We start from the raw sequence: 26,543 nt of genomic DNA, 5'->3' as shown, positions 1-26,543 counted from the left end.
AATGCCAAAACGTACTGATCTTAAAAGTATTCTAATCCTGGGTGCGGGTCCGATTGTTATCGGTCAGGCGTGTGAATTTGACTATTCCGGCGCGCAGGCCTGTAAGGCGCTGCGTGAAGAGGGTTACCGCGTTATTCTGGTTAACTCCAACCCGGCGACCATCATGACTGACCCTGAAATGGCTGATGCGACTTATATCGAGCCGGTGCAGTGGCAAGTCGTGCGCAAAATCATTGAAAAAGAGCGCCCTGATGCGGTGCTGCCAACCATGGGCGGTCAGACGGCACTGAACTGTGCGCTGGATCTGGAGCGTCATGGCGTGCTGGCGGAGTTCGGGGTGGAGATGATTGGTGCAACCGCCGACGCCATTGATAAAGCCGAAGACCGCCGCCGCTTTGATCAGGCGATGAAGAAAATCGGTCTGGATACCGCGCGTTGTGGTATCGCACACTCCATGGAAGAAGCTTACGGCGTACAAGAACAAGTGGGTTTCCCGTGCATCATTCGCCCTTCATTTACGATGGGCGGCACCGGTGGCGGTATTGCTTACAACCGTGAAGAGTTCGAGGAAATCTGTACTCGTGGTCTGGACTTGTCACCAACCAACGAGCTGCTGATTGACGAATCGCTGATCGGTTGGAAAGAGTACGAGATGGAAGTGGTGCGGGATAAGAACGACAACTGCATCATCGTTTGCTCGATTGAAAACTTAGATCCGATGGGGATCCACACCGGTGACTCCATTACGGTTGCGCCGGCACAAACCCTGACCGACAAAGAATACCAACTGATGCGTAACGCCTCGATGGCGGTACTGCGTGAAATCGGCGTGGAAACCGGCGGCTCAAACGTGCAGTTTTCGGTGAACCCGAAAGATGGCCGCATGATTGTCATCGAGATGAACCCGCGTGTATCGCGCTCCTCGGCGCTGGCGTCTAAAGCCACGGGTTTCCCGATTGCCAAAGTGGCAGCCAAACTGGCAGTCGGCTACACCTTGGATGAGCTGATGAACGACATCACCGGTGGTCGCACTCCGGCGTCCTTCGAGCCGTCGATTGACTATGTCGTCACCAAGATCCCACGCTTTAACTTCGAGAAATTTGCCGGCGCCAATGACCGCCTGACCACCCAGATGAAATCGGTGGGTGAGGTGATGGCGATTGGTCGTAACCAGCAAGAGTCGCTGCAAAAAGCGTTGCGTGGTCTGGAAGTGGGTGCGACCGGTTTCGATCCGAAGGTGAATCTGGATGATGCTGACGCGCTGACGCGCATCCGCTATGAGCTGAAAGAAGCTGGCTCTGACCGCATCTGGTATCTGGCCGATGCCTTCCGTGCGGGTCTGTCAGTGGATGGCGTGCATAACCTGACCAATATCGACCGCTGGTTCTTGGTGCAAATTGAAGAGCTGGTGCGTTTGGAAGAGAAAGTGGCCGAGGTGGGCTTTGCCGGTCTGGATGCTGACTTCCTGCGCGTGCTTAAGCGTAAAGGTTTCTCCGATGCGCGTCTGGCTAAACTGGTTGGTGTGTCAGAAACTGAGCTGCGCAAACTGCGTTATCGCCATGAGATTTTCCCAGTCTACAAGCGCGTAGATACCTGCGCCGCCGAGTTTGCCACCGATACGGCGTACCTGTACTCCACCTATGATGAAGAGTGTGAGTCGAACCCAACCAACCGTGACAAGATCATGGTACTGGGCGGTGGTCCAAACCGTATCGGTCAGGGTATCGAGTTTGACTACTGCTGCGTGCACGCCTCATTGGCGCTGCGTGAAGACGGTTACGAGACCATCATGGTCAACTGTAACCCAGAAACGGTGTCTACTGACTACGACACCTCCGATCGCCTGTACTTCGAGCCAGTGACGCTGGAAGATGTACTGGAAATTGTCCGCGTTGAACAGCCAAAAGGCGTGATTGTTCAGTACGGTGGTCAAACGCCACTGAAACTGGCGCGTGCGCTGGAAGCAGCCGGGGTACCGGTAATTGGTACCAGCCCGGATGCGATTGACCGCGCCGAAGACCGTGAGCGTTTCCAACAAGCGGTAAACCGTCTGGGTCTGAAGCAGCCGAAGAACGCCACCGTGACAGCGATGGAGCAAGCGGTTGAGCAGGCTAAACAGCTGGGTTACCCGCTGGTGGTGCGCCCGTCTTATGTGCTGGGTGGCCGCGCGATGGAAATCGTGTTCGATGAAGTCGACCTACGTCGTTACTTCACCACGGCAGTCAGTGTGTCTAACGATGCGCCAGTACTGCTGGATTGCTTCTTAGATGATGCGATTGAAGTGGATGTGGACGCCATTTGCGACGGTCAGCAAGTGCTGATTGGCGGCATCATGGAGCACATCGAGCAAGCCGGGGTGCACTCCGGTGACTCTGCCTGTTCACTGCCAGCTTACACCCTGAGCCAAGAGATTCAGGATGTGATCCGCCAGCAAGTGGAAAAACTGGCCTTCGAGCTGTGTGTTCGCGGTCTGATGAATGCCCAGTTTGCGGTGAAGAACAACGAAGTTTACTTGATTGAAGTGAACCCGCGTGCCGCGCGTACCGTGCCTTTTGTTTCCAAGGCGATTGGCGTACCATTGGCGAAGATTGCCGCGCGTGTAATGGCCGGTCAAAGCTTGGCAGCGCAAGGTGTGACGCGCGAAGTGATCCCACCATACTACTCAGTCAAAGAAGTAGTACTGCCGTTTAACAAGTTCCCTGGCGTTGACCCACTGTTAGGCCCAGAAATGCGCTCTACCGGTGAAGTGATGGGCGTTGGTAACACCTTCGCCGAAGCGTTTGGTAAAGGCTTGCTGGGCGGTAACTACAAAGTGCCGCGTCAAGGACGTGCGCTGCTGTCGGTGCGTCACGGTGACAAGAAACGTGTAATTGACTTGGCGGCTAAGTTGCTGAAGTTGGGCTTTGAGCTGGATGCGACGCACGGTACCGCCGTGGTACTGGGTGAGGCGGGGATTAACCCACGTCTGGTGAACAAGGTGCACGAAGGTCGTCCGCATATTCAAGATCGCATCAAAAACGGTGAGTACACCTACATCATCAACACCGCCGAAGGTCGTCAGGCGATTGAAGACTCTAAGTTGCTGCGCCGTAGCGCCCTGCAGTACAAGGTGCACTATGACACCACCTTGAACGGTGCCTTTGCCACTGCGATGGCGATGGCGGCAGACCCAACCGCTAGCGTGATTTCGGTGCAGGAAATGCACCAGTTGGTGAAATAAGCGCGATAATCCGTACGTCGCACTTATCGCAAACTTGTCGATAAGTGATGAAGAAACAAAAAGCCCGCCAAATGGCGGGCTTTTTTATGCTACATATCAGCCGATACGATTCTTGCGGCGGCGCAGCTGACCAATAATCTTACCGGTAGGCGTGCGTTTTACAGCTTGTCGCGCCTTGTTACCTCTGCTGACACTCAGTCTGGGCAGAGGATTGGTTACAATTTTGTACGCTGCCGGCAGTTGCAAGCCAGCACAGTAATAACGATGTGCTGGCATTCCAGCGGCGGAATTACTGGTTATAAATCGCCTTGTACAGCTGACCTTCAAATTTGTTCAGCCCAGCACGGCGGGTGCGGTGATCCAGCGCCGAATAGCTGGAGACAAACTGCACGAACGCTACCTGTTGGCCACTGGCGGTCCGCATGAAACCGGCCAGATTGTATACCCCTTGCAGTGCGCCCGTTTTGGCGTGTACCTGACCTTTGAGCGGCGCTTCACGCACGCTGGCGCGATAGCGCAACGTGCCATCCGTGCCGGAAACTGGCAGCATCGCGATGATCCCTAATTGATCGTCGTGTTTGGCGATGTACTGCAAGGTATCCATCATGGTTTGCGCTGACACCAAGTTATGACGCGATAAACCGGAGCCATCGGCCATCACGGTGTTACCAAAACGCACCCCAGCTTGTTTGGACAAAATCGCACGCACCGCATCAGAGCCGGCGCGGAAGGTGCCCGGTACATTAAAGTAGTGGTGACCGACGGTGCGGAACATCACATCGGCAATCTGGTTGTCCGATTCTTTGAGCATGATCTTCAGCAGCTCAGGCAGTGGTTTGGAGTTGTTTTCCGCCAGCACGGTAGGCATCGCTACCGGCTCGTTACTGATTTTGGTTTGCCCGCTGATGCTGATCCCCGCGCGCGTCAGCTCTTGGCGCACAATGCCGGCGGCATAGGCGGAAGGGTCTTGTACCGAGAAGCTCAAGCCAAACGGCTCTTTTTGCTGCACCAAACAACCGGTGAGCACGTAACGGTTGTTATCACGTGGCTGAACATCCAACTCACAGTAGCGTGCTTCCGGCATTTTACGCGTCACAGTTTTCACTTCGCTGACCACGGTCACTGGGTACCGAGAGGCTACCGAGGCAGTAGCTAGATTGCCCGGTGTCGCTGCGCTATTGAGCACGGCATAAAAGCAGTTGCCGTCAATGGAGGCAGCTGCTGGCAGGGCATTAAAGCACTGGGTCAAATCGTTCCACGACCAGCCGGGAGCCTTATCGTGGCTACCAAAAACGGAGGTATCAATCACCAGATTGCCCATCACCTGTTTGATGTTTTGCTGAGCTAAACGGTTCGCCATCAGTCGAATCTGATCGCGGGTCAGGCGCGGATCACCACTGAAACTGACCACCAGATCGCCCCACACCTTATTTTCTCGCACTTGCGCCGCGGTGCCCATCTTGGTTGGGAAACGAAAATCGGGGCCTAATTCCAGCATGGCGGCCAGCGCCGTAAAGACTTTCTGTGTACTGGCCGGTAACACCAGCTTGTCAGCCTGATAGGCCACCAGAGGCTGCGCGCCGTTAGTGGGTTGTACTAAAAGAGAAAGCTGGGTGCCAGGGGGCAACGCCTGCTCATAGTCGGTAACCGGAATGACACTGGCTGCCACTGGCAGCGAGAATACACAGGCGGCCACAGCCGCAGAAGTCAAAAAACGCATGATAAACAACAGGTGAGTAGATGTACTGGCATACTATGAATAAAGAGTGAAAAAGTAAACGATGACCCATCGTTCACTCCAAGTTAGAATACAGGCTAGAATAGAAGAACAGTTTAACGGATACCAGTCCCGGCTTCACAGTCAGGGTCAGGTGTCTTTTTGCGTTTTCATACGCCTCAAGATAAAAAAACAGTTCGTTTGTAAGGGGTAATTAGCTTTATGAACCAGATTCCAATGACCGTGCGTGGTGCAGAGAAGCTGCGCGAAGAGCTCGAGTACCTGAAAAACGTGCGTCGTCCCGAAATCATTGATGCCATTGCCGAAGCCCGTGAACACGGTGATCTGAAAGAAAACGCCGAATACCACGCAGCTCGTGAACAGCAAGGTTTCTGCGAAGGTCGAATTCAAGAAATTGAAGGCAAACTGTCTAATTGCCAGATCATTGATATCACTAAGATGCCAAACAATGGCCGCGTGATCTTTGGTGCGACAGTGACCGTTTTTAACACTGACAGCGAAGAAGAGCTGACCTACCGTATCGTGGGTGATGATGAGGCTGATTTCAAACAGAACCTGATCTCAGTGAACTCGCCAATTGCACGTGGCCTGATTGGCAAAGAGCAAGACGACGTGGTGGTGATCCGTACCCCAGGTGGCGAAGTCGAGTTCGAAATTTTGAACGTGCAGTACCTCTGAGTCTGGCACTTTTCGCTACACTTACCGTTTGGGACTCGGTGTTACACTGAGGTTCGGCTGCGCCAGCACGAAGCGGGTGGCTGATACCCAGACGGTATAATAAAAAAGGCCGTTATACGGCCTTTTTGGTATCACGTACCGGAATGAAACGGTTACCCGTTGCCATGAACCGGTTTCGGTAATGTGCGGTACGGCTGGTTATTAGCGAGGCAGAACGATTTTACGTTCTTCGCTTGGACGGAACAGAACCAGAATATTACCGATCACCTGAACTTTCAGTGCACCGGTTTCACGTACGATAGCATCAACGATCAGGGCTTTGGTTTCACGCTCTTCGGCGGCAACCTTCACTTTGATCAGCTCGTGGTGGTTCAGGGCGTTGTCGATTTCAGCCAGCACACCCTCGGTCAGGCCGTTAGCGCCAAGCAGTACCACGGGTTTCAGTGGATGGGCCAGCCCTTTGAGGTGCTGCTTTTGTTTGTTCGTGAGCGTCATGGTGCTTTTTTCACTCTTAAGGTTGAAAACGCGGCATTCTAACGCCATCTAGGGTTTATCACCAAGCGTGCGAGGCAATTCCGCGTAGTTTGTTTGCGTATTTGGATAGAATATGGTTAAGAAGAAGCGCACAGGCAGTTCATCCCGTTGGTTGGATGAACACTTCCACGATAAGTATGTACAAGAAGCGCAGAAATTGGGATTGCGTTCTCGAGCTTATTTTAAGCTTAAAGAGATCCAGCAGTCAGATAAATTATTCAAGCCTGGCATGACCATTGTGGATCTGGGTGCTGCGCCGGGAGGTTGGTCACAATATGTCGTTGATCAGATTGGTGATCAAGGGCATGTTATAGCCTGTGATATTTTGCCGATGGATCCGATTGTCGGCGTGGATTTTCTGCAGGGCGATTTTCGTGAAGAGGCGGTGCTCAATGCGCTGCTCGAGCGTACCGGCCAGGGCCAAGTCGATGTGGTGATGTCAGACATGGCGCCAAACATGAGCGGTAACTCGGTGGTTGACCAACCGCGCGCGATGTATCTGGTGGAGCTGGCTTTGGATATGTGCCGTCAGGTATTGGTACCCAAGGGAGCCTTTGTGGTCAAAGTTTTTCAAGGAGATGGATTTGACGATTACCTCAATGAAGTACGGAAAATGTTTACGACTGTAAAAATTCGTAAGCCAGACTCTTCGCGGTCCCGATCGCGAGAAGTTTACATTGTGGCTACAGGGTACAAACTGTAGTACTCTAGCTAAAGTTCACAGTCAGTTGTAATGCGAGGTTAATCCCTTGAGTGATATGGCGAAAAATCTAATTCTTTGGCTCGTCATTGCCGTCGTGCTTATGTCGGTGTTTCAGAGTTTTGGACCGAGCAAATCCAGTGACCGTCAGGTGGATTACACCGCGTTCGTGAGTGCCCTCGGCCAGAACCAGATCCGTGAAGTACGTATCGATGGTCGTGAAATTCAGTTCACCAAAACTGATGGTGCACGTTCAGTAACGTATATGCCGCTGAACGATCCTAAGCTGCTCGACGACCTGATCAATAAAAATGTGAAGGTGTTCGGTGAGCCGCCTGAGGAGCCAAGCCTGTTGGCTTCTATCTTTATTTCTTGGTTCCCGATGCTGCTGCTGATCGGCGTATGGATATTCTTCATGCGTCAAATGCAAGGCGGTGGGGGTAAAGGCGCGATGTCGTTCGGTAAGAGCCGCGCCCGTATGTTGACTGAAGATCAGGTGAAAACAACCTTTGCTGATGTTGCCGGTTGTGACGAAGCAAAAGAAGAAGTGACCGAGCTGGTGGAATACCTGCGTGATCCAAGCCGTTTCCAGAAATTGGGCGGTAAGATCCCGAAAGGCGTTCTGATGGTGGGTCCTCCAGGTACCGGTAAAACCTTGCTGGCAAAAGCCATTGCCGGTGAAGCCAAAGTGCCATTCTTCACTATCTCTGGTTCTGACTTTGTGGAAATGTTCGTGGGTGTCGGTGCCTCTCGGGTACGTGACATGTTTGAACAAGCCAAAAAAGCGGCGCCGTGCATCATCTTTATCGATGAAATTGATGCGGTAGGCCGTCAGCGTGGCGCCGGTTTAGGTGGTGGTCACGATGAGCGTGAGCAAACCCTGAACCAGATGCTGGTTGAGATGGATGGTTTTGAAGGCAACGAAGGCATCATCGTTATCGCAGCGACTAACCGTCCTGATGTACTGGACCCAGCGCTGCTGCGTCCGGGCCGTTTTGACCGCCAAGTGGTGGTGGGGCTGCCAGATGTGCGTGGTCGTGAACAGATCCTGAAAGTTCACATGCGTCGCGTGCCGTTGGGTAATGATGTTAACGCTTCGTTGATTGCTCGTGGTACGCCTGGCTTCTCCGGTGCAGATTTGGCCAACCTGGTGAACGAAGCGGCGCTGTTCGCGGCGCGTGGTAACCAGCGTGTGGTGTCCATGGTTGAGTTTGAAAAAGCCAAGGACAAAATCATGATGGGTGCGGAACGCCGCTCCATGGTGATGACCGAAGATCAAAAAGAAGCGACCGCCTTCCACGAAGCGGGTCACGCCATTGTTGGTCGTATCGTGCCGGATCACGATCCGGTGTACAAAGTCAGTATCATCCCGCGTGGTCGTGCGCTGGGTGTGACCATGTACCTGCCAGAGCAAGACCGTGTGAGCCACAGCCGTCAGTATCTGGAGAGCATGATTTCCAGCCTGTACGGTGGCCGTGTGGCAGAAGAGCTGATTTACGGTGCAGATAAAGTGTCGACCGGTGCGTCTAATGACATCGAACGCGCTACTGAAATTGCCCGTAAGATGGTGACCCAGTGGGGCTTCTCCGAGAAGATGGGCCCACTGCTGTACTCCGAAGAAGATGGCGAAGTGTTCTTGGGCCGCTCTATGGCCAAAGCCAAGCACATGTCGGATGAAACCGCGCGTGCCATCGATATCGAAGTGCGTGCCATTATTGACCGTAACTACCAGCGTACGCGCCAGATCCTGTCTGAAAACATGGATTTGCTGCACAGCATGAAAGATGCGCTGATGAAGTACGAAACCATTGATGCTCCGCAGATTGATGATCTGATGGCGCGGAAATCGGATATTCGTCCGCCAGCAGGCTGGAGTGACCATGCCACTGCGGCGCCGGCTAATGAGCCAGTCGCTAGCGCACCCGTCACTGATTCGGTAGTGAGTTCAGCCGCTCAACCTGCCGCTACAGCACCTGAGCAAGCACCAAGCGCGCAACCTGTGGCTGACACTGCGGAGCAGGCGCCAGCTTCAGAGAATGCAGAGAAGAAAGACGCGAATCCGTCTGACAATAAACCTGCACAGTAACTGATGTGGTAATCTTAAAACCCCGGGCTTGCCCGGGGTTTTCTATTTGTGGCCGTCTGTGCATTACCTAACGGTGAGGAGAATAACAACATGCAACTACACAGCCGTGGTCGGACGCTGGATCTGAGCCAACCGCAAATTATGGGGATTTTGAATTTCACTCCCGACTCATTTTCTGACGGTGGCCGTTTTTATGGTCAAGATAGCGCGTTGCGTCATGCCGAAGCGATGGTCAACGCCGGTGCTAGCATCATTGATATTGGCGGTGAGTCAACCCGTCCGGGCGCTGATGAGGTGAGTGAGGCCGAAGAGCTAGAGCGCGTCATTCCGTTGCTTGAACGCTTGAGTCGTGAGTTGGATGTGTGGCTGTCAGTCGATACCTATAAGCCAGCTGTGATGCGTGAAGCCTGTTTGGCGGGCGCGCATTTGATCAATGACATCAACGCGCTGCAAGCGCCCGGCGCACTGGAAGTGGCGGCAAAGGCGCAAGTGCCGATATGTATCATGCACATGCAAGGCCAGCCCCGCACAATGCAAGAGCAGCCGCACTATCAGGATGTGGTTGCTGAAGTGATGCACTTTTTAGCCGAACGCGCTATGGCATGCCAACAGGCAGGGATCGCGGCGAATAACATCATTCTCGATCCGGGATTTGGTTTTGGAAAAACCCTGGCGCATAATTACCAATTATTGAATCAGCTCGAAAAATTCCATGCACTGCACTATCCGTTGCTGGTAGGGATGTCGAGAAAGTCAATGATTGGTAAACTACTCAACAACCAAGCCGATCAGCGTCTGGCTGGTAGTCTGGCTTGTGCGCTGTTGGCGGCCCAGAAGGGCGCGCAAATTATTCGGGTACACGATGTGCAAGAAACGGCCGATGTACTGCGGGTAATGCAGGCAATGATGAATGCCCATTAAGGAAAATATTCAATGAGTAAGCGTAAGTATTTCGGCACCGACGGTATTCGCGGTACGGTAGGTCAGGCTCCTATTACTCCGGACTTTGTGTTGAAGCTGGGTTGGGCGGCAGGGAAAGTGCTGGCTCGCCACGGGTCACGTAAGGTGCTGATTGGTAAAGACACCCGCATCTCCGGTTACATGCTGGAATCTGCGCTGGAAGCGGGGCTGGCGGCAGCCGGTCTGTCTGCGGCGTTCACCGGTCCGATGCCAACACCGGCGGTAGCCTATCTGACGCGTACTTTCCGTGCGGAAGCGGGCATTGTGATCTCCGCTTCTCACAACCCGTACGATGATAACGGGATCAAGTTCTTCTCTATCGACGGGACTAAGCTGCCGGATGAAGTGGAAGAAGCTATTGAAGCTGAGATGGAAAAACCACTGACCTGCGTTTCTTCCGCTGAGCTGGGGCGCGCCAGTCGGATCACCGACGCGGCGGGTCGTTATATCGAGTTTTGCAAAAGCTGCTTCCCGAACGCGCTTAGCCTAAGTGGCTTAAAGATTGTGGTCGACTGTGCTAACGGCGCCACCTATCACATTGCACCGAACGTACTGCGTGAGCTGGGCGCTGAAGTGATCACCATCGGTTGCGAGCCTGATGGCATGAACATCAACGAAAAATGCGGCGCCACCGATACCAAAGCGCTGCAAGCGCGCGTGTTGGCTGAAAAAGCCGATGTAGGTATGGCCCTTGATGGTGATGGTGACCGTCTGATGATGGTTGATCATCTGGGTAACGTGGTTGATGGCGATCAGATCCTGTACATCATGGCGCGTGAAGCGCTGCGCAGCGGTAACCTTAAAGGCGGCGCCGTGGGCACACTGATGAGTAACATGGGGCTGGAAATTGCGCTCAAGCAACTGGGTATTCCATTCTCACGAGCCAAAGTGGGTGACCGCTATGTGCTGGAGATGATGCTGGAAAAAGGCTGGCGTCTGGGGGCGGAAAACTCCGGCCACGTGATTGCGCTGGATATGACGACCACCGGTGATGGCATTGTGGCAGGCCTACAAGTGCTGGCAGCCATGGTGGGTAATCGCATGAGCCTGAAAGATTTGACCAGCGGCATGACACTGTTCCCGCAAGTACTGGAAAACGTTCGCTTCTCTGGTAATGGCAATCCACTGGATGCCGAGGCAGTGAAAGCCGCCGTGATTGCCGTGGAAGAGAAAATGCAGGGCCGTGGCCGCGTATTGCTGCGCAAATCGGGCACTGAGCCACTGATCCGCGTGATGGTGGAAGGCGAAGATCTGGAGCAAGTGCGCCAGTACGCCAAAGCGATTGCGGCAGAAGTGCAGGCTGCCGGTTAAATCTCCGCGCTGACCATCAAAATGGCACAACTAACTGTGCCACGGTAAGCCAAGGTGGCCGTCACAGCAGGTTGTGGCGGCTGCCTGAAATTTCACCGATTGACTGTGAAAACAGAAAATTACCTTGCTTGTCAGGGGCGCTTTCGCTAGTATTCTCTCCGCTTCGTGGTTCACGGAGCGGCATGTCGCGCTGGCGGATAGTCTGACCAGCAAATGCAAAGCGTTAACAAATGGATTAGACCATGTACGAAATCTTACTCGTAGTATATTTGTTAATCGCGCTGGGGCTAATCGGCTTGGTATTAATCCAGCAGGGCAAAGGCGCGGACATGGGAGCTTCATTCGGAGCAGGTGCTTCGAACACTGTATTCGGTTCCAGTGGCTCCGGTAACTTCATGACTCGTACAACAGCAATCTTAGCCACACTGTTTTTCATTATTAGCTTGGTGCTGGGTAACATTACTCATACCCAAACCAAAGTAGGCAGTGAGTGGGAAGATTTGAGTCAACCGGCCGCTGCACAACAAAAAGCAGCAGAACAACCGGTGAAGGCTGCGGATAGCAACAACGATATCCCAACCAAATAAGCTGTAACGAATTTGCCGTGGTGGTGGAATTGGTAGACACGCTACCTTGAGGTGGTAGTGCCCATTTAGTGGCGTGCGGGTTCAAGTCCCGCCCTCGGCACCAATTACAGACCTGATAAATCTTGATTATAAGATGGTCGCCAGATAGAATATTGCACGTTTCGGACGCGGGGTGGAGCAGCTTGGTAGCTCGTCGGGCTCATAACCCGAAGGTCGTCGGTTCAAATCCGGCCCCCGCAACCAATTTCCTGAATGTATCGATGATAACAACTGTACAGATTTCATCTATACTTGCTTTCAGGGAAAGAGAAGAACAGACCGTTTATTCTTCTCGCGTCGCAATTGCGACAATCAGGGTCCAGTTGCTAAAAACCCCGATTATCTCGGGGTTTTTTGTTATCTGCAAACGGCGTCTTAGACGATGTAACTGGGCTTTAGGCCCTTTTTTTATTTCTTGGGGGTTGTCTTGGCAACGTTAGAACAGCAATTAACACAGATGCTTGAAGCTCCAGTGCAGGCGCTGGGCTATGAGTTGGTAGGCGTCGAGTTTATCCGTGCCGGCCACCATTCAACACTCCGCATCTACATTGACCATGAAAATGGGATTAATGTTGAGAACTGCGCCGAGGTGAGCCACCAAGCCAGTGCAGTACTGGATGTGGAAGATCCGATTTCCGTTGCCTATAACCTCGAAGTTTCTTCGCCGGGTCTGGATCGTCCTCTCTTTAGCGCCGCACATTACACCCGTTTTATCGGTGAAGAAGTCAGCTTTGTGCTGCGCATGGCGATTCAAAATCGTCGCAATTGGAAAGGGATCATTGCCGGCGTTGACGGCGAGATGATCACCATTACTGTTGATGGTAAGAATGAAGTGTTCGCACTGAGCAACATCCAGAAAGCGAACCTGGTACCAAAGTTTTAAGGTCTGGATGAGGCACCTGAGATGAACAAAGAGATTCTGGCTGTCGTTGAAGCCGTTTCCAACGAAAAAGCGCTGCCACGCGAGAAAATCTTCGAAGCGCTGGAAATTGCACTGGCGACTGCCACCAAGAAAAAATACGAATACGAAGTAGACGTACGCGTCTGCATCGATCGCCGCACGGGTGACTTTGACACCTTCCGCCGTTGGACCGTGGTTGAAGAAGTGACTCAACCAACGCGTGAAATGGAACTGGAAGCCGCTCGTCTGCTGGAAGAAAACCCAGCTCTGCAAGTGGGTGACTTCGTTGAAGACCAGATTGAATCTGTGACTTTCGACCGTATCACCACCCAAACCGCGAAGCAGGTTATCGTGCAGAAAGTGCGCGAAGCTGAGCGTGCGATGGTTGTGGATCAATTCCGCGAGCAAGAAGGTGAGATCATCACCGGTGTGGCCAAGAAGGTAAACCGTGACAGCATTATCCTGGATCTGGGTAACAATGCTGAAGCCATGCTGGCGCGTGAAGACATGCTGCCACGTGAAAACTTCCGTCCTGGCGACCGTATCCGTGGTGTACTGTATGCAGTACGTCCAGAAGCGCGCGGTGCGCAGCTGTTCGTGACCCGCTCCAAGCCGGAGATGCTGGTTGAGCTGTTCCGCATTGAAGTGCCTGAAATTGGCGAAGAGCTGATTGAAATCAAAGCCGCGGCCCGCGACCCAGGCTCACGAGCCAAGATTGCGGTGAAGAGCAATGACAAGCGTATTGACCCAGTGGGTGCTTGCGTGGGTATGCGTGGTGCGCGTGTTCAGGCCGTATCCGGTGAGCTGGGCGGTGAGCGTGTTGATATCGTGCTGTGGGATGATAATCCAGCGCAGTTCGTGATTAACGCCATGGCGCCAGCTGATGTAGCATCTATCGTGATGGATGAAGATTCTCACAGCATGGATATCGCCGTTGAAGCCTCTAACCTGGCTCAAGCAATTGGTCGTAATGGCCAGAACGTGCGTCTGGCTTCCCAGCTGACTGGCTGGAACCTGAATGTGATGACCGAGACCGATCTGGCGGCTAAGCACCAAGCTGAAGCGTCGGCGGCTATCGAACTGTTTACCAAGCATTTGGATGTTGATGAAGAGTTTGCCCAAGTTCTGGTGGAAGAAGGCTTCTCCACATTGGAAGAACTGGCTTACGTTCCAGTGAATGAACTGCTGGACATCGATGGTCTGGATGAAGAGATCGTTGAAGCTCTGCGTAACCGTGCCAAAGCGGCACTGACCACGCTGGCGCTGGCCAAAGAAGAGTCTCTGGACGGCGCTGAGCCGGCAGAAGACCTGCTGGCACTGCCAGGCTTAGAGCGTCAGATGGCGTTCAAACTGGCCGCTCGTGGTGTGACTACGCTGGAAGAGTTAGCCGAGCAAGGTATTGATGACCTGGCTAATATCGACGGTCTGGATGAAGATAAAGCGGGCGAGCTGATCATGGCCGCACGTAATATTTGTTGGTTTGGCAACGAAGCCTAATTAAACCGCAACAGGAAGGAGCAGCATGACTGAAGTAACCGTAAAATCTCTGGCCGAAGAAATTCAGACCCCGGTTGATCGTTTGCTGCAACAGTTTGCGAGTGCGGGCATCACTAAGAGCGCTGCCGACAGCGTCAGCCAGCAGGAAAAAGAAGCCCTGCTGGCGCATCTGAACCGTGAACATGGCGGCGATGGTGCCGCAGCGCCGAGCAAACTGACTTTGCAACGCAAAACCCGAAGCACGTTAAGTGTGCCAACGACCGGCGGTAAGAGTAAATCCGTTCAGGTTGAGGTACGTAAGAAACGTACTTATGTAAAACGTGACCCGCAGGAGCAGCAGAATGCTGACGCTCAGGCGGCAGAAGAGGCTGCCCGTTTAGCACAAGAGGAATTGGCTAAACGTGAGGCAGAAGAGTTAGCTCGCCGTGAAGCTGAAGAGGCAGCGAAACGTGCGGCAGAAGAAAAAGCTAAACGCGAAGCGGAAGAAAAAGCTAAACGAGACGCAGAGGATACAGCGAAACGTGAGGCGACGATTGCGTCCCAACGTGAAGCGGAAGATAAAGCTAAGCGTGCTGCCGAAGAGAAGGCGAAGCGCGAAGCCGAGGCCGCAGAACTGAAACGTAAAGCGGAAGAGGCTGCACGACGCAAAGCCGAAGAAAACGCAAAGCGTATGGCAGAAGAGGCTCGTAAGATGGCAGAACAGAACGAACTCACGACGGCACCCGTCGAGACGACTACCACCGAAGAAACCAGCGCCGATTATCATGTCACTACCTCACGTTATGCACGTGAAGCGGAAGACGAAGATGATCGTCGTGAAGAATCCCGCGGCCGCAGCCGTGGCGGAAAAGCAAAAGCAACCAAGAAAGGCAAAGTCTCTGAGTCTAAGGCTGAGCGCGAAGAAGCGCGTCGCGGTAAAGGCGGCAAGCTGAAGCGTAAGAGCTCTCTGCAGCAGCATGGCTTTAACAAGCCAGCACAGCCTGTGAACCGTGATGTTGTGATTGGTGAAACCATCACTGTGGGTGATCTAGCCGCGAAGATGGCGGTAAAAGGCTCCGAAGTCATCAAAGTGATGATGCGTATGGGCGCTATGGCCACCATCAACCAAGTGATTGATCAGGAAACCGCACAACTGGTTGCCGAAGAGATGGGCCACAAAGTTATCCTGCGTCGTGAAAACGAGCTGGAAGAGGCCGTCATGAATGACCGTGACACCGATGCAGTACGTGAACCACGTGCGCCGGTTGTGACCATCATGGGTCACGTTGACCACGGTAAAACCTCTTTGCTGGACTACATCCGTTCTGCCAAAGTGGCAGCCGGTGAAGCCGGTGGTATTACCCAGCATATCGGTGCTTACCACGTAGAAACCGATAACGGCATGATCACCTTCCTGGATACCCCAGGCCACGCCGCATTTACTTCAATGCGTGCACGTGGTGCGAAGGCGACCGATATCGTTGTTCTGGTGGTTGCAGCTGACGATGGCGTGATGCCACAAACTATCGAAGCTATTCAGCACGCCCGTGCTGCCGGCGTACCTCTTGTGGTCGCGGTGAACAAGATCGATAAAGATGCAGCGAACCCAGATCGCGTGAAACAAGAGCTGTCTCAATACGGCGTAATGTCCGAAGATTGGGGTGGTGATTGCCAGTTCGTTCACGTATCGGCGAAGACCGGTCAGGGCATCGATGAGCTGCTGGATGCTATCCTGCTGCAATCTGAAGTGCTGGAGCTGAAAGCTGTACGTGATGGTATGGCGAGCGGTGTCGTGATCGAATCCTATCTGGATAAGGGCCGTGGCCCAGTTGCTACCGTTCTGGTTCAAGACGGTACCCTGCATAAGGGTGACATCGTACTGTGTGGCTTTGAATATGGCCGCGTACGTGCAATGCGTGATGAGCTGGGTCGTGAGACCACCGATGCGGGTCCATCCATCCCAGTAGAAATTCTGGGTCTGTCCGGTGTGCCGGCAGCGGGTGACGAAGTGACCGTGGTGCGTGACGAGAAGAAAGCCCGTGAAGTGGCGCTGTATCGTCAAGGCAAGTTCCGTGATGTCAAACTGGCACGTCAGCAGAAAGCGAAACTGGAAAACATGTTCGCTAACATGGCTGAAGGCGACGTATCTGAGCTGAACATCGTTCTGAAAGCAGACGTTCAAGGTTCCGTAGAAGCTATCTGCGACTCCCTGATCAAGCTGTCTACCGACGAAGTGAAAGTGAAGATCGTGGGCTCCGGTGTGGGTGGTATCACCGAAACCGACGCAACTCTGGCTGCAGCATCCAACGCGATTCTGGTGGGCTTCAACGTACGTGCCGATGCGACTGCGCGCCGCGTAATTGACGCTGAAAACCTGGATCTGCGCTATTACTCAGTAATCTACCAGCTGATTGATGAAGTGAAGCAGGCCATGAGCGGCATGCTGGCTCCAGAGTTCAAGCAGGAGATCATCGGTCTGGCCGAAGTTCGTGACGTGTTCAAGTCACCGAAGATTGGTGCGATTGCCGGTTGTATGGTGACCGAGGGTACCGTGAAGCGTCATAACCCAATCCGCGTTCTGCGTGACAACGTGGTTATCTATGAAGGCGAGCTGGAATCTCTGCGCCGCTTCAAAGATGACGTTAGCGAAGTGCGTAACGGCATGGAATGTGGTATCGGCGTTAAGAACTACAACGATGTTCGCGTCGGCGACATGATCGAAGTGTACGAAATCGTTGAAGTTCAACGTACCATTGATTAAGTTGGCGGCAACAGACCTTCACCGGTCGTATTGATACACCATTGGGGGGCTTGTGCCCCCCAATCTGTCTTGGAGGATAGTACCATGGCAAAAGAGTTCAGCCGCAGTAAGCGCGTGGCGCAAGAGCTGCAAAAAGAGATCGCCGTGATTCTGCAACGTGAGGTGAAGAACCCGCAGATCGGTATGGTGACCGTATCCGGTGTGGAAGTGTCCCGCGATCTGGCGTATGCCAAGATCTTTGTTACCTTCCTGTTTGATGATCAAGATGCTATCGATAGCGGTCTGAAATCACTGCGTGAATCGACCGGTTATATCCGTACTCTGGTGGGTAAAGCGATGCGTCTGCGCATTGTGCCGGAGTTGCGCTTTGAATATGACCGCTCGCTGACCGAAGGTATGCGTATGTCTAACCTAGTGAGCAGCGTGATCCGTGACGATCAGGCGCGCCAGCAAAATGCCGCCGACGATAGCGACAACAGCGAGGAGAAGGCCTGATGTCTCGTCCACGCCGCCGCGGTCGTGATGTACACGGCATTTTGTTGCTGGATAAACCTCAAGGCATCACCTCGAACGATGCGCTGCAGAAAGTAAAACGTCTGTACAACGCCAACAAGGCCGGTCATACCGGAGCGCTGGATCCGTTGGCGACCGGCATGCTGCCGATTTGCCTAGGTGAGGCGACCAAGTTTTCCCAGTATCTGCTGGATTCTGACAAGCGCTATCGCGTGATTGCGAAACTCGGTCAGCGTACCGACACCTCCGACTCGGATGGTGAAGTGATCCAAGAGCGTCCGGTGCAGGTCACCGCAGAGCAACTGGATGAAGCCTTGACCCATTTTCGTGGCGATCTGCAGCAGATCCCGTCCATGTATTCGGCGCTGAAATACGAAGGCAAGCCGCTGTACGAATATGCTCGTCAAGGCATTGAAGTGCCGCGCGAGTCGCGTCCGATTACCGTGTACGAGCTGACGCTGATCCGCTTTGAAGGTGATGAAGTTGAGCTGGAAGTTCACTGCTCAAAAGGCACCTACATTCGCACTATCGTCGATGATCTGGGCGAGCGTTTAGGCTGTGGTGCGCATGTGATTTACCTGCGCCGTCTGGCTGTTGCCACCTATCCGATGGAGCGTATGGTGACATTGGAGCAGGTGGAAGCCTTACTGGAAAAAGCGCGCGCGGAAGACATTTCACCGAGCATCGAGTTAGACCCACTGCTGTTACCGGCCGACACCGCGGTGCAACATCTGCCACAAGTGAACATGCCGTCAGTGGTTGCCGGTTATGCCAAGCTGGGGCAGGCGGTACAAGTCAGTGGCGCGCCAGCGTCTGGTCTGGTTCGCATGACCGAAGGTGATGAGCAGGTCTTTTTTGGCCTCGGCGAAATCGATGATCAGGGCCGCGTGGCTCCGCGTCGGATGATGGTGCTGTAAGCATTGCGCAGCTGGCCGTGGGCGGAGAAATATTCGCCGTCCACTGGCGGTGTTATCTTGCTTTGCCGGTCGGCTACCGTTAGAATGCCGAGTCTTATTGCGGTGCTGAATTAGAGATCGGCGCCGCGTTTTATGAACTTAATGCTTTTAGGAGCGCACAATGTCTCTAAGCACTGAAGCTGTTGCAAAAATCGTTGCTGAATTTGGCCGTGATGAGAAAGATACTGGTTCTACCGAAGTTCAGGTAGCCCTGCTGACTGCTCAGATCAACCACCTGCAAGGTCACTTTGCTGAGCACAAAAAAGACCACCACGGTCGTCGCGGTCTGCTGCGCATGGTTTCCCAGCGTCGTAAGCTGCTGGACTACCTGAAGCGTAAAAATGCTGAGCGTTACACTGCTCTGATTGCACGTCTGGGTCTGCGTCGCTAATTATTGGCGAGATTCAGGAAAGGGGCCGCATGGCCCCTTTCTTCTATCAGCCTTACTCTCGCCAACTACTCTGGGCATAGTTCGTGTATGCCGCTATCTCACCGCGATGGCCACATTGAATAATGTATGCATGCGCGTGAGTATTCACTGTCGTGATGATCGGCAACGTGAAATTACACATGTCATGTAACCATAAAAATATGACAGAATAGTCAGTGAAGTGAGAGTCTGATACACACACCGTGATGGCTCCTTGAACGGAGCACGACAATACAGCGCATGAGTTCGCGCGGCTAACGGGAAGTTACTGGTCGACAGTGGTTTGCCGTTAGTCGCGAGAATGCGGGTATTTTCAACAATTACGGTGATAGGGCTAAGCGTAATGAGTGGTTATTCGATATACTCAGAAGCGCATTAGACAGTCGATATTTATTGGAAGGATAAACACGTGAATCCTATCGTACGTAAATTTAAGTATGGTCAGCATACCGTGACACTGGAAACCGGTGTTATGGGGCGCCAGGCCACTGCAGCCGTGATGGCTAGCATGGATGATACCTGCGTTTTCGTTACCGTTGTGGGTAAAAAAGAGACCAAACCAGGTCAAGACTTCTTCCCACTGACTGTAAACTACCAAGAGCGTACTTACGCTGCGGGTCGTATTCCAGGTGGTTTCTTCAAGCGTGAAGGCCGTCCGTCTGAAGGCGAAACCCTGACTGCACGTCTGATTGACCGTCCAATCCGTCCTCTGTTCCCGGAAGGTTTCCTGAACGAGGTACAAGTTGTGGCGACTGTGGTGTCTGTGAACCCACAAGTTAGCCCGGATATCGTGGCGATGATCGGTGCTTCTGCTGCGCTGACCCTGTCTGGTATTCCATTCAATGGCCCAATTGGTGCTGCCCGTGTCGGTTACATCAATGATCAGTATGTACTGAACCCAACGACTGCAGAGTTGGCTGAAAGCCGTCTGGATCTGGTGGTTGCCGGTACTGAAAACGCCGTTCTGATGGTTGAGTCCGAAGCGGACATCCTGACCGAAGATCAGATGCTGGGTGCGGTGGTATTTGGCCACGATCAGCAACAAGTGGTGATTGAGAACATTAAAGCGTTTGCTGCTGAAGCCAACATTCCTAAGTGGGAATGGAGCGCAGAGCCAGTGAACGAAACTCTGCAGTCTCGCATCGCGGAACTGGCAGCGGCCCGTATCACCGAAGCGTACCACATCAAAGAAAAGCAAGTACGTTACGAGCAAGTGGCAGCGATTAAAGCTGACGTGACTGCTGCGCTGCTGGCGGAAGACGAATCACTGGACGAAGGCGAAATCAGCGATCTGCTGGGCGAGCTGGAGTACCGTGTGGTACGTGACAACATCCTGAGCGGTGCGCCACGTATCGATGGTCGTGAACCAGACATGGTGCGTGCGCTGGACGTCCGTACTGGCGTGCTGCCACGTACTCACGGCTCTGCACTGTTCACCCGTGGTGAAACTCAGGCGCTGGTAACTGCGACTCTGGGTACTGAGCGTGATGCTCAGACTATCGATGAGCTGACCGGTGAGCGTACCGATCGCTTCTTGCTGCACTACAACTTCCCACCATACTCTGTGGGTGAAACCGGTATGATGGGTTCACCGAAGCGTCGCGAAATTGGCCACGGCCGTCTGGCGAAGCGTGGTGTGGCAGCGGTAATGCCAAGCGCAGCGGAATTCCCGTACACTGTACGTGTGGTATCTGAAATCACTGAATCCAACGGTTCTTCTTCCATGGCTTCCGTGTGTGGTGCTTCTCTGGCACTGATGGATGCGGGCGTACCAGTGAAAGCCTCTGTAGCGGGTATCGCTATGGGTCTGGTGAAAGAAGGCGAGCGTTTTGTAGTTCTGTCTGACATTCTGGGTGACGAAGACCACCTGGGTGACATGGACTTTAAAGTAGCCGGTACCCGTACTGGTGTGACTGCGCTGCAGATGGATATCAAGATCGAAGGTATCACCCGTGAGATCATGCAGATCGCGTTGAACCAAGCGAAGGGTGCGCGTATGCACATCCTGAACGTGATGGAAGAAGCGATCCATACTCCACGTAACGATATCTCCGAGTTCGCGCCACGTATCCACACCATCAAGATCAATCCTGAGAAGATCAAGGACGTGATCGGTAAAGGTGGTGCGGTGATCCGTGCGCTGACCGAAGAAACCGGTACCACCATCGAAATCGAAGATGACGGTACTATCAAGATTGCCTCTGCTGATGGCGATGCCGCGAAGAAAGCAATTGAGCGCATTGAGCAAATTACTGCTGATGTTGAAGTCAATCGCATTTATACTGGTAAAGTTACCCGTATTGTTGACTTCGGTGCGTTTGTCTCTGTGGTGGGTACTAAAGAAGGTCTGGTACACATCTCTCAGATTACCGATAAGCGTGTAGAGAAAGTTTCTGACTACCTGCAACTGGGTCAGGAAGTGCGCGTGAAAGTACTGGAAGTAGACCGTCAAGGTCGTATCCGTCTGAGCATCAAAGAAGCGATGGCTTCTGAAGGCGCAGAGCAACAACCTGCGGCTGAATAATACCGCTTGATGACGCGTTGCGGCCAAGATCGCACAGGCCAATCTCGTAAAAGCATCGGGGGGCCGGATGCCTCCCCGATTTTTGCGGTCAGGAGTTGGAAATGAACCCATTCTCGCGCTGGGTATGCGGTGTAATGGTGGTGTTGCTGACCGGATGTAGCAGCACAAGCTATGACTGGCGTCAGAGTGCCGTACTGGCAATACCATTGCAACCCAGCCTGCAACAGGAAGTCATGCTGGCCCGGATGGAGCAGATTCTCTCCAGTCGGGCGCTTAGTGATGGAGAACGCGCTCAGTTGCTGTATGAGCGGGGCGTGTTGTATGACAGCCTCGGTCTGCAGGCGCTGGCACGTAATGATTTCACTCAGGCTCTGGCCTTGCGTCAGGATATGCCAGAGGTTTTCAACTACCTGGGGGTATATTTTACCCAGTCAGGCCAGTATGATGCCGCCTATGAGGCGTTCGATTCAGTGCTGGAATTGGATCCTGAATATCGCTATGCCCTGTTAAACCGGGGTATAGCCTTGTACTACGGTGGCCGCTATAAGCTGGCCCAAGAAGATCTGCTCAATTTCTATCAAGATGATCCCGATGACCCGTATCGGGTGCTATGGTTATACTTGACGGAAAGCGAGTTGAACAAGGATGAGGCGCTCAAGGCGCTGCGGCAGCGTTACAACGCCGCAAGCCGTGATAATGTCGGCTGGAACATCGTTGCCCTGTACTTGGGTGATATGTCCGAAGCCGAATTTATGCGTCGTTTGCAGGATAACTCCACCGATAACACGTCTCTGGCAGAGCACCTAAGTGAAGCTTACTTCTACTTGGGCAAACGCTATCTAAGCAAGGGGGATGTCGATGGTGCGGTATCCCTTTTTAAACTGACGATGGCCAATAATGTGCATAACTTTGTCGAACACCGTTATGCCATGCTGGAACTGTCCCTGCTGGGACAAGGCGACACGTCAGAAGCCAACTAATTAAAATTTATGAGTTTTTGCCATTACCGTCCGGTAATGGCAAAGCTCGTCTTGTCATTGTGATTGCGTCAGTTCACATTTTTGGCTGAAAATCTTCGCGCATTTTCTCGCCAATTCAGGTAGACTGGCGCCCGTTTTTTATATTGAGACTACGTCATGGCTGAATTAGAGACTACTTTTGCTGAACTGGGTTTGCCGACCCCGATCCTCACCGCCATCGAGAGCATGGGCTATGAAAAACCGTCGCCAATTCAGGCTGCGTGTATCCCTCACCTGCTGGAAGGCCGTGATGTTCTGGGCATGGCACAAACCGGTAGCGGCAAAACAGCGGCCTTTGCGTTGCCGATGTTAACCCGTATTCAGCCTGAAGTAGCCCGTCCTCAGGTACTGGTTCTGGCTCCTACTCGTGAGCTGGCCGTGCAGGTATCCGAGGCATTCGGTGATTTTTCCAAGCACATGAGCGGTCTGCGTGTTCTGGCCCTGTACGGTGGCCAGCGTTATGACATCCAGCTGCGTGCTCTGCGTCAGGGCCCACAGGTTGTGGTAGGTACACCAGGTCGTCTGCTGGATCACATCAAGCGTGGTACGCTGGATCTGTCCGGTCTGAAAGGTCTGGTTCTGGACGAAGCAGACGAAATGCTGCGCATGGGCTTCATCGAAGACGTTGAAACCATTATGGCTGAACTGCCGGAAGATCATCAGACCGCGCTGTTCTCCGCGACTATGCCGGATCCAATCCGTCGTATTACCCGCCGCTTCATGCGTGATCCGCAAGAAGTGAAGATTCAGGCTGCCGTGCGCACCACGCCAAACATTGCCCAGAACTACTGGACCGTGTATGGCATGAGCAAAAATGATGCACTGGTACGTTTCCTGGAAGCGGAAGATTTTGATGCTGCTATCATCTTCGTGCGTACTCGTACTGCAACGCTGGATGTGGCAGAAGTGCTGGAGCGTAACGGCTACAGCTGTGCTGCGCTGAACGGCGACATGACTCAGCCACTGCGTGAGCAAACTCTGGAGCGCCTGCGTAACGGTCGTCTGGATATCCTGATTGCGACTGACGTTGCGGCGCGTGGTCTGGACGTTGAGCGTATCAGCCTGGTTGTAAACTACGACATCCCATTGGATGCCGAGTCTTACGTACACCGTATCGGTCGTACTGGTCGTGCGGGCCGTAGCGGTCGTGCGCTGCTGTTCGTCGAGCCGCGTGAGCGTCGTCTGCTGCGTAACGTTGAGCGCACCATGAACGTGAGCATTCCAGAAGTGGATCTGCCGACTAACGCGCTGCTGGCACAACGCCGCATCGAGCAGTTCAAGTCTAAGATTGCGCTGCAACTGGAAAACCACGATCTGGCCGCTTACCGTGAGCTGCTGAATGGTCTGATGGGCGAAGAGCAAGATCCAGCGGATCTGGCTGCTGCGCTGCTGATGATGGCGCAAGGCGATCGTAAACTGATCCTGCCTGCAGATCCGGTGATTGAGCGTCGTCCACGTCGTGAATTCCGTGACCGTGATGAGCGCGGTGGTCGTGACCGTCGTGACAGCCGTGATGGTCGTCGTGATGATCGTCCACGTCGTGATGGCGATCGTCCAGAGCGTCGTGAGCGTCGTGATGTGGGCCCAATGGACGTTTACCGTCTGGAAGTGGGTCGTGATGATGGCGTGGAAGTTCGTCATATCGTGGGCGCGATTGCCAACGAAGGCGATCTGAGCAGCCGTTACATCGGTAACATCAAGCTGTTTGACAGCCACTCTACTGTGGAACTGCCACGTGGTATGCCGTCTGACATGCTGGATCACTTTACCCGTACCCGCATTCTGAACAAACCAATCCGTATGCAACTGGTGGGTGAAGCGTCTCCACGTCCAGAGCGTCGTGAAGGTGGTGATCGTCCACGTCGCGAAGGCGGTGATCGTCCGCGTCGTGAAGGTGGTGATCGTCCACGCCGTGAAGGCAGTGATCGTCCACGTCGTGAAGGCGGTGACCGTCCACGCGGTAGCTTCGGCAACGGTGAGCGTCGTAGCGGTGAGCGTAGCCACAGCGGCGAGCGTCGTGAGCGTCGCGAGCGCAGCCAAGACTAAGTGCTGCTCAGTCTAAGCGATGCATCGCTAAGGCTAGCGCCGTAAGGTTCGAGAAATAAAAAAGCCCGTCACTGTGACGGGCTTTTTTTATGCCTAGTATCAGATCACAACGTCAGTGGCGATCAGGCGGCAAGCAGTGAGCTACGTTTACTCTTGCAGTACTAAACCGGCTAAGGCTTTCCAGTAGCCGTTGCACTCCTGGGCTTGCGCTAAGGCCAGCGGTTGACGACCTTGTTCATTGGCGCGAAAACGGCGCAGCATGTCCAAGGTATCTAGCCCCAGCGGCGAGAGGCGGACACTGTCGACCAGCCCATGCATCGCTTGCAGTTCATTACCGAGGTTGTAGCAGTAGCCGCTTTGGGTCTGGATCCCGTTCAGGGTAAAGACTTTTTGCTGCTCTTGTGAGTAGATCTGGCGGCCATTTGGGTAATTGATGCAGCAGGTGGCGCATTCATCTTTTGGCAAATTCTCCGCGCGCGCAGTAAAGCAGCGTGCCGAGTAAGCCAGCGGCAGATAGCCATAGCTGAACACTTCCACCTCGAATTTATCGCGGATCCCGAGCTCGTCACATTGGGTCAGTAAGTTGCACAGCCAATCGCGTGACAGCTCTACCGGCATGCACCAACGCTGCATCCCTTTTTGCTGCAATATTTTCAAGGTATGGGCGTTATAGCAATTGAGCGCAGGACCGGCCACAAAGGGCAGTTGCCGTTCGGCAGCCAGTGTGACCCCAGCCAGATCATTGGCTTCGATACGAAACTCGCCATTGTCGACCAAGCGCCGCAGTTGGGTGATTTCGGAAGGGGCTTCCAGCAGCGCCATGGTGGAGAGCACCACTTCTTTGCCGGTGGCCGACAGCATACGCGCCAGCTCCAGCCAATCAGCGAATTTCAGCTCACGGCGCTTGCTGCAGACGGTTTCGCCCAGATAAATGATGTCGGCATCCGACTGACTGGCCGCCTGATAAAAGGCTTCCATTTGAGCTTTGGGCCAGAAGTACAACACAGGGCCTAAGGCATATTTCATCGGTCGGCTCTCCTTTACTGCCATTTGCGGTGATACGCGCCGAGGGTCGTTTGGCGACCTTCCGAGACGGCGTCGAGCGCTTGCATCCACGCCGGCTCTGGACGGAAGTTGCTCGGATCGGCTTGATAGCGGTCAATTGCCTGACGCCACACTTTTGTGATCTGGCTGACATACGCCGGGCTGCGTTGGCGACCTTCAATTTTCACAGACGCAATGTTGGCGGCAAACAGCTCCGGCAGCAGATCGAGTGTATTTAAGCTGGTCGGCTCTTCCAAGGCATGGAACGGTGCGCCTTCACTTTGGTAGCGGCCTTTGCACAGGGTTGGATAACCGGCATGCTCGTGATCGGCGTAGCGGTCAATCAGCACATCGTTCAGCCGGCACTCGAGGCCCTGCTCGGTTTGTTGCCAGCGCACAAAGCGAGCCGGTGAACAGGCACCCACGGTATTTGGCGATTCGCCAGTGAGGTAGGACGACAGATAGCAACGCCCTTCGGCCATGATGCACAGGCTGCCAAAGGCAAACACTTCGAGCGGCACGCTGCTGCTGCGCGCCAGCTGTTTAACCTGATGGATAGAGAGCACGCGCGGTAGTACCACGCGGGCGACATCAAATTCTTGTTGGTAGAAGCGGATCGCTTCGCTGTTGGTGGCCGAGGCTTGCACGGAGACATGGCGCTCAATGTGCGGATAGCGGCGCGCGGCATAGTCCAGCATCGCCAAATCGGCCAAGATCAGGGCATCGGCACCCATTTGCGCCGCCATGTCGACCGCACGCTGCCAGCGCGCGAAGCCGTCAGGATGGGCAAAGGTGTTGATGGCCACATGCAGCTTACGCTGGTGGCGGCGGATGTAGCTTACTGCTTCATCCAGCTTGCGTTCGGTAAAGTTGAGACCGGCAAAGTGCCGGGCATTGGTGTCATCCTTGAAGCCGATATATACCGCATCTGCGCCGTTATCGACTGCCGCTTTGAGAGCAGGCAGGTTACCTGCGGGGCAAAGCAATTCCATATTGCGTTATCCTGTTGAATCTAACGGA

The 26,543-nt window shown here is 53.7% G+C and carries 20 protein-coding genes and 2 tRNA genes; 18 read left to right on the top strand and 4 right to left on the bottom strand.

Features of this window, described 5'->3' with window-relative positions; translation table 11 throughout:
- Nucleotide 1: 1 nt before the first annotated feature.
- Complete coding sequence (gene carB / locus NCTC9997_RS12600) at nt 2–3,220, top strand: carbamoyl-phosphate synthase large subunit (protein WP_010864609.1); 3,219 nt, start codon at nt 2–4, stop codon at nt 3,218–3,220.
- Between the two features lie 289 nt (nt 3,221–3,509).
- Here the strand turns inward: carB and dacB are convergent, their stop codons facing one another.
- Nucleotides 3,510–4,940: a serine-type D-Ala-D-Ala carboxypeptidase gene (dacB, locus tag NCTC9997_RS12595; protein ID WP_064978181.1), complete on the bottom strand. Its 1,431-nt coding sequence runs from the start codon at nt 4,938–4,940 to the stop codon at nt 3,510–3,512.
- Between the two features lie 219 nt (nt 4,941–5,159).
- Between dacB and greA the strand changes: the two genes are divergently transcribed.
- Complete coding sequence (gene greA, locus NCTC9997_RS12590; protein ID WP_010864607.1) at nt 5,160–5,636, top strand: transcription elongation factor GreA; 477 nt, start codon at nt 5,160–5,162, stop codon at nt 5,634–5,636.
- A 201-nt stretch (nt 5,637–5,837) separates the two neighbouring features.
- Here the strand turns inward: greA and yhbY are convergent, their stop codons facing one another.
- Nucleotides 5,838–6,131, bottom strand: a complete 294-nt coding sequence (gene yhbY / locus NCTC9997_RS12585; protein WP_010864606.1) for a ribosome assembly RNA-binding protein YhbY — start codon at nt 6,129–6,131, stop codon at nt 5,838–5,840.
- Nucleotides 6,132–6,243: 112 nt separating this feature from the next.
- On the opposite strand from yhbY, the gene rlmE reads away from it, so the two are divergent.
- From rlmE to NCTC9997_RS12505, 16 genes are all read left to right on the top strand, one after another.
- Complete coding sequence (gene rlmE, locus NCTC9997_RS12580; protein WP_010864605.1) at nt 6,244–6,873, top strand: 23S rRNA (uridine(2552)-2'-O)-methyltransferase RlmE; 630 nt, start codon at nt 6,244–6,246, stop codon at nt 6,871–6,873.
- A gap of 46 nt (nt 6,874–6,919) precedes the next feature.
- Nucleotides 6,920–8,956: an ATP-dependent zinc metalloprotease FtsH gene (gene ftsH / locus NCTC9997_RS12575; protein WP_197665211.1), complete on the top strand. Its 2,037-nt coding sequence runs from the start codon at nt 6,920–6,922 to the stop codon at nt 8,954–8,956.
- A 90-nt stretch (nt 8,957–9,046) separates the two neighbouring features.
- Nucleotides 9,047–9,877 carry a dihydropteroate synthase gene (folP, locus tag NCTC9997_RS12570; RefSeq protein WP_064978179.1) on the top strand — a complete coding sequence of 277 codons (831 nt, stop codon included), beginning with the start codon at nt 9,047–9,049 and terminating at the stop codon, nt 9,875–9,877.
- A gap of 12 nt (nt 9,878–9,889) precedes the next feature.
- Entirely contained in the window at nt 9,890–11,227 is a 1,338-nt protein-coding gene (glmM, locus tag NCTC9997_RS12565) for a phosphoglucosamine mutase (RefSeq protein WP_047707976.1), read from the top strand.
- 242 nt (nt 11,228–11,469) lie between these two features.
- Nucleotides 11,470–11,814: a preprotein translocase subunit SecG gene (gene secG / locus NCTC9997_RS12560; RefSeq protein ID WP_010864601.1), complete on the top strand. Its 345-nt coding sequence runs from the start codon at nt 11,470–11,472 to the stop codon at nt 11,812–11,814.
- A 14-nt stretch (nt 11,815–11,828) separates the two neighbouring features.
- Nucleotides 11,829–11,917, top strand: a tRNA-Leu gene (locus NCTC9997_RS12555).
- 63 nt (nt 11,918–11,980) lie between these two features.
- Nucleotides 11,981–12,057: transfer RNA gene (locus NCTC9997_RS12550), tRNA-Met, on the top strand.
- A gap of 223 nt (nt 12,058–12,280) precedes the next feature.
- A complete protein-coding gene (gene rimP, locus NCTC9997_RS12545) occupies nt 12,281–12,736 on the top strand; it encodes a ribosome maturation factor RimP (protein WP_071849703.1) in 456 nt (151 codons plus the stop codon).
- Nucleotides 12,737–12,757: 21 nt separating this feature from the next.
- Nucleotides 12,758–14,251 carry a transcription termination factor NusA gene (gene nusA / locus NCTC9997_RS12540; protein ID WP_039045855.1) on the top strand — a complete coding sequence of 498 codons (1,494 nt, stop codon included), beginning with the start codon at nt 12,758–12,760 and terminating at the stop codon, nt 14,249–14,251.
- A 25-nt stretch (nt 14,252–14,276) separates the two neighbouring features.
- Nucleotides 14,277–16,991: a translation initiation factor IF-2 gene (gene infB / locus NCTC9997_RS12535; RefSeq protein WP_010864598.1), complete on the top strand. Its 2,715-nt coding sequence runs from the start codon at nt 14,277–14,279 to the stop codon at nt 16,989–16,991.
- An 84-nt stretch (nt 16,992–17,075) separates the two neighbouring features.
- Nucleotides 17,076–17,486, top strand: a complete 411-nt coding sequence (gene rbfA / locus NCTC9997_RS12530) for a 30S ribosome-binding factor RbfA (protein WP_010864597.1) — start codon at nt 17,076–17,078, stop codon at nt 17,484–17,486.
- Nucleotides 17,486–18,421 (top strand): tRNA pseudouridine(55) synthase TruB, encoded by a 936-nt coding sequence (gene truB, locus NCTC9997_RS12525; RefSeq protein ID WP_039045856.1) that lies wholly within the window; start codon nt 17,486–17,488, stop codon nt 18,419–18,421. Before rbfA ends, truB begins: the two co-directional genes overlap by 1 nt.
- A 160-nt stretch (nt 18,422–18,581) precedes the next feature.
- The gene (gene rpsO, locus NCTC9997_RS12520) at nt 18,582–18,851 is read left to right on the top strand and encodes a 30S ribosomal protein S15 (RefSeq protein WP_010864595.1); all 270 of its coding nucleotides are present in this window, start codon (nt 18,582–18,584) and stop codon (nt 18,849–18,851) included.
- A gap of 448 nt (nt 18,852–19,299) precedes the next feature.
- The gene (gene pnp / locus NCTC9997_RS12515) at nt 19,300–21,414 is read left to right on the top strand and encodes a polyribonucleotide nucleotidyltransferase (RefSeq protein WP_010864594.1); all 2,115 of its coding nucleotides are present in this window, start codon (nt 19,300–19,302) and stop codon (nt 21,412–21,414) included.
- A gap of 101 nt (nt 21,415–21,515) precedes the next feature.
- A complete protein-coding gene (gene nlpI, locus NCTC9997_RS12510) occupies nt 21,516–22,394 on the top strand; it encodes a lipoprotein NlpI (protein ID WP_010864593.1) in 879 nt (292 codons plus the stop codon).
- Between the two features lie 156 nt (nt 22,395–22,550).
- Entirely contained in the window at nt 22,551–24,479 is a 1,929-nt protein-coding gene (locus NCTC9997_RS12505) for a DEAD/DEAH family ATP-dependent RNA helicase (protein WP_010864592.1), read from the top strand.
- Nucleotides 24,480–24,626: 147 nt separating this feature from the next.
- Here the strand turns inward: NCTC9997_RS12505 and NCTC9997_RS12500 are convergent, their stop codons facing one another.
- Both NCTC9997_RS12500 and ubiU read right to left on the bottom strand, forming a co-directional pair.
- On the bottom strand, nt 24,627–25,505 hold the full coding sequence (locus NCTC9997_RS12500; protein ID WP_010864591.1) for a U32 family peptidase: 879 nt from the start codon (nt 25,503–25,505) through the stop codon (nt 24,627–24,629).
- 14 nt (nt 25,506–25,519) lie between these two features.
- The gene (ubiU, locus tag NCTC9997_RS12495; protein WP_010864590.1) at nt 25,520–26,515 is read right to left on the bottom strand and encodes a ubiquinone anaerobic biosynthesis protein UbiU; all 996 of its coding nucleotides are present in this window, start codon (nt 26,513–26,515) and stop codon (nt 25,520–25,522) included.
- Nucleotides 26,516–26,543: the final 28 nt, after the last annotated feature.

Source organism: Plesiomonas shigelloides, assembly GCF_900087055.1.
Lineage (GTDB): Bacteria > Pseudomonadota > Gammaproteobacteria > Enterobacterales > CAMTGL01 > Plesiomonas > Plesiomonas shigelloides.
The sequence above is the reverse complement of the archived record's forward strand: the minus strand, read 5'-3'. Positions and strand labels throughout refer to the sequence as shown.

What these genes read in the sequence shown, in the direction of transcription:
- rlmE (WP_010864605.1), top strand. Translation starts at nt 6,244, where the DNA reads ATGGTTAAGAAGAAGCGCACAGGCAGTTCATCCCGTTGGTTGGATGAA.
- yhbY (WP_010864606.1), bottom strand. Translation starts at nt 6,131, where the DNA reads ATGACGCTCACGAACAAACAAAAGCAGCACCTCAAAGGGCTGGCCCAT.
- truB (WP_039045856.1), top strand. Translation starts at nt 17,486, where the DNA reads ATGTCTCGTCCACGCCGCCGCGGTCGTGATGTACACGGCATTTTGTTG.
- NCTC9997_RS12500 (WP_010864591.1), bottom strand. Translation starts at nt 25,505, where the DNA reads ATGAAATATGCCTTAGGCCCTGTGTTGTACTTCTGGCCCAAAGCTCAA.
- NCTC9997_RS12505 (WP_010864592.1), top strand. Translation starts at nt 22,551, where the DNA reads ATGGCTGAATTAGAGACTACTTTTGCTGAACTGGGTTTGCCGACCCCG.
- ubiU (WP_010864590.1), bottom strand. Translation starts at nt 26,515, where the DNA reads ATGGAATTGCTTTGCCCCGCAGGTAACCTGCCTGCTCTCAAAGCGGCA.
- rbfA (WP_010864597.1), top strand. Translation starts at nt 17,076, where the DNA reads ATGGCAAAAGAGTTCAGCCGCAGTAAGCGCGTGGCGCAAGAGCTGCAA.
- carB (WP_010864609.1), top strand. Translation starts at nt 2, where the DNA reads ATGCCAAAACGTACTGATCTTAAAAGTATTCTAATCCTGGGTGCGGGT.
- greA (WP_010864607.1), top strand. Translation starts at nt 5,160, where the DNA reads ATGAACCAGATTCCAATGACCGTGCGTGGTGCAGAGAAGCTGCGCGAA.
- nlpI (WP_010864593.1), top strand. Translation starts at nt 21,516, where the DNA reads ATGAACCCATTCTCGCGCTGGGTATGCGGTGTAATGGTGGTGTTGCTG.
- dacB (WP_064978181.1), bottom strand. Translation starts at nt 4,940, where the DNA reads ATGCGTTTTTTGACTTCTGCGGCTGTGGCCGCCTGTGTATTCTCGCTG.
- secG (WP_010864601.1), top strand. Translation starts at nt 11,470, where the DNA reads ATGTACGAAATCTTACTCGTAGTATATTTGTTAATCGCGCTGGGGCTA.
- nusA (WP_039045855.1), top strand. Translation starts at nt 12,758, where the DNA reads ATGAACAAAGAGATTCTGGCTGTCGTTGAAGCCGTTTCCAACGAAAAA.
- rpsO (WP_010864595.1), top strand. Translation starts at nt 18,582, where the DNA reads ATGTCTCTAAGCACTGAAGCTGTTGCAAAAATCGTTGCTGAATTTGGC.
- folP (WP_064978179.1), top strand. Translation starts at nt 9,047, where the DNA reads ATGCAACTACACAGCCGTGGTCGGACGCTGGATCTGAGCCAACCGCAA.
- glmM (WP_047707976.1), top strand. Translation starts at nt 9,890, where the DNA reads ATGAGTAAGCGTAAGTATTTCGGCACCGACGGTATTCGCGGTACGGTA.
- infB (WP_010864598.1), top strand. Translation starts at nt 14,277, where the DNA reads ATGACTGAAGTAACCGTAAAATCTCTGGCCGAAGAAATTCAGACCCCG.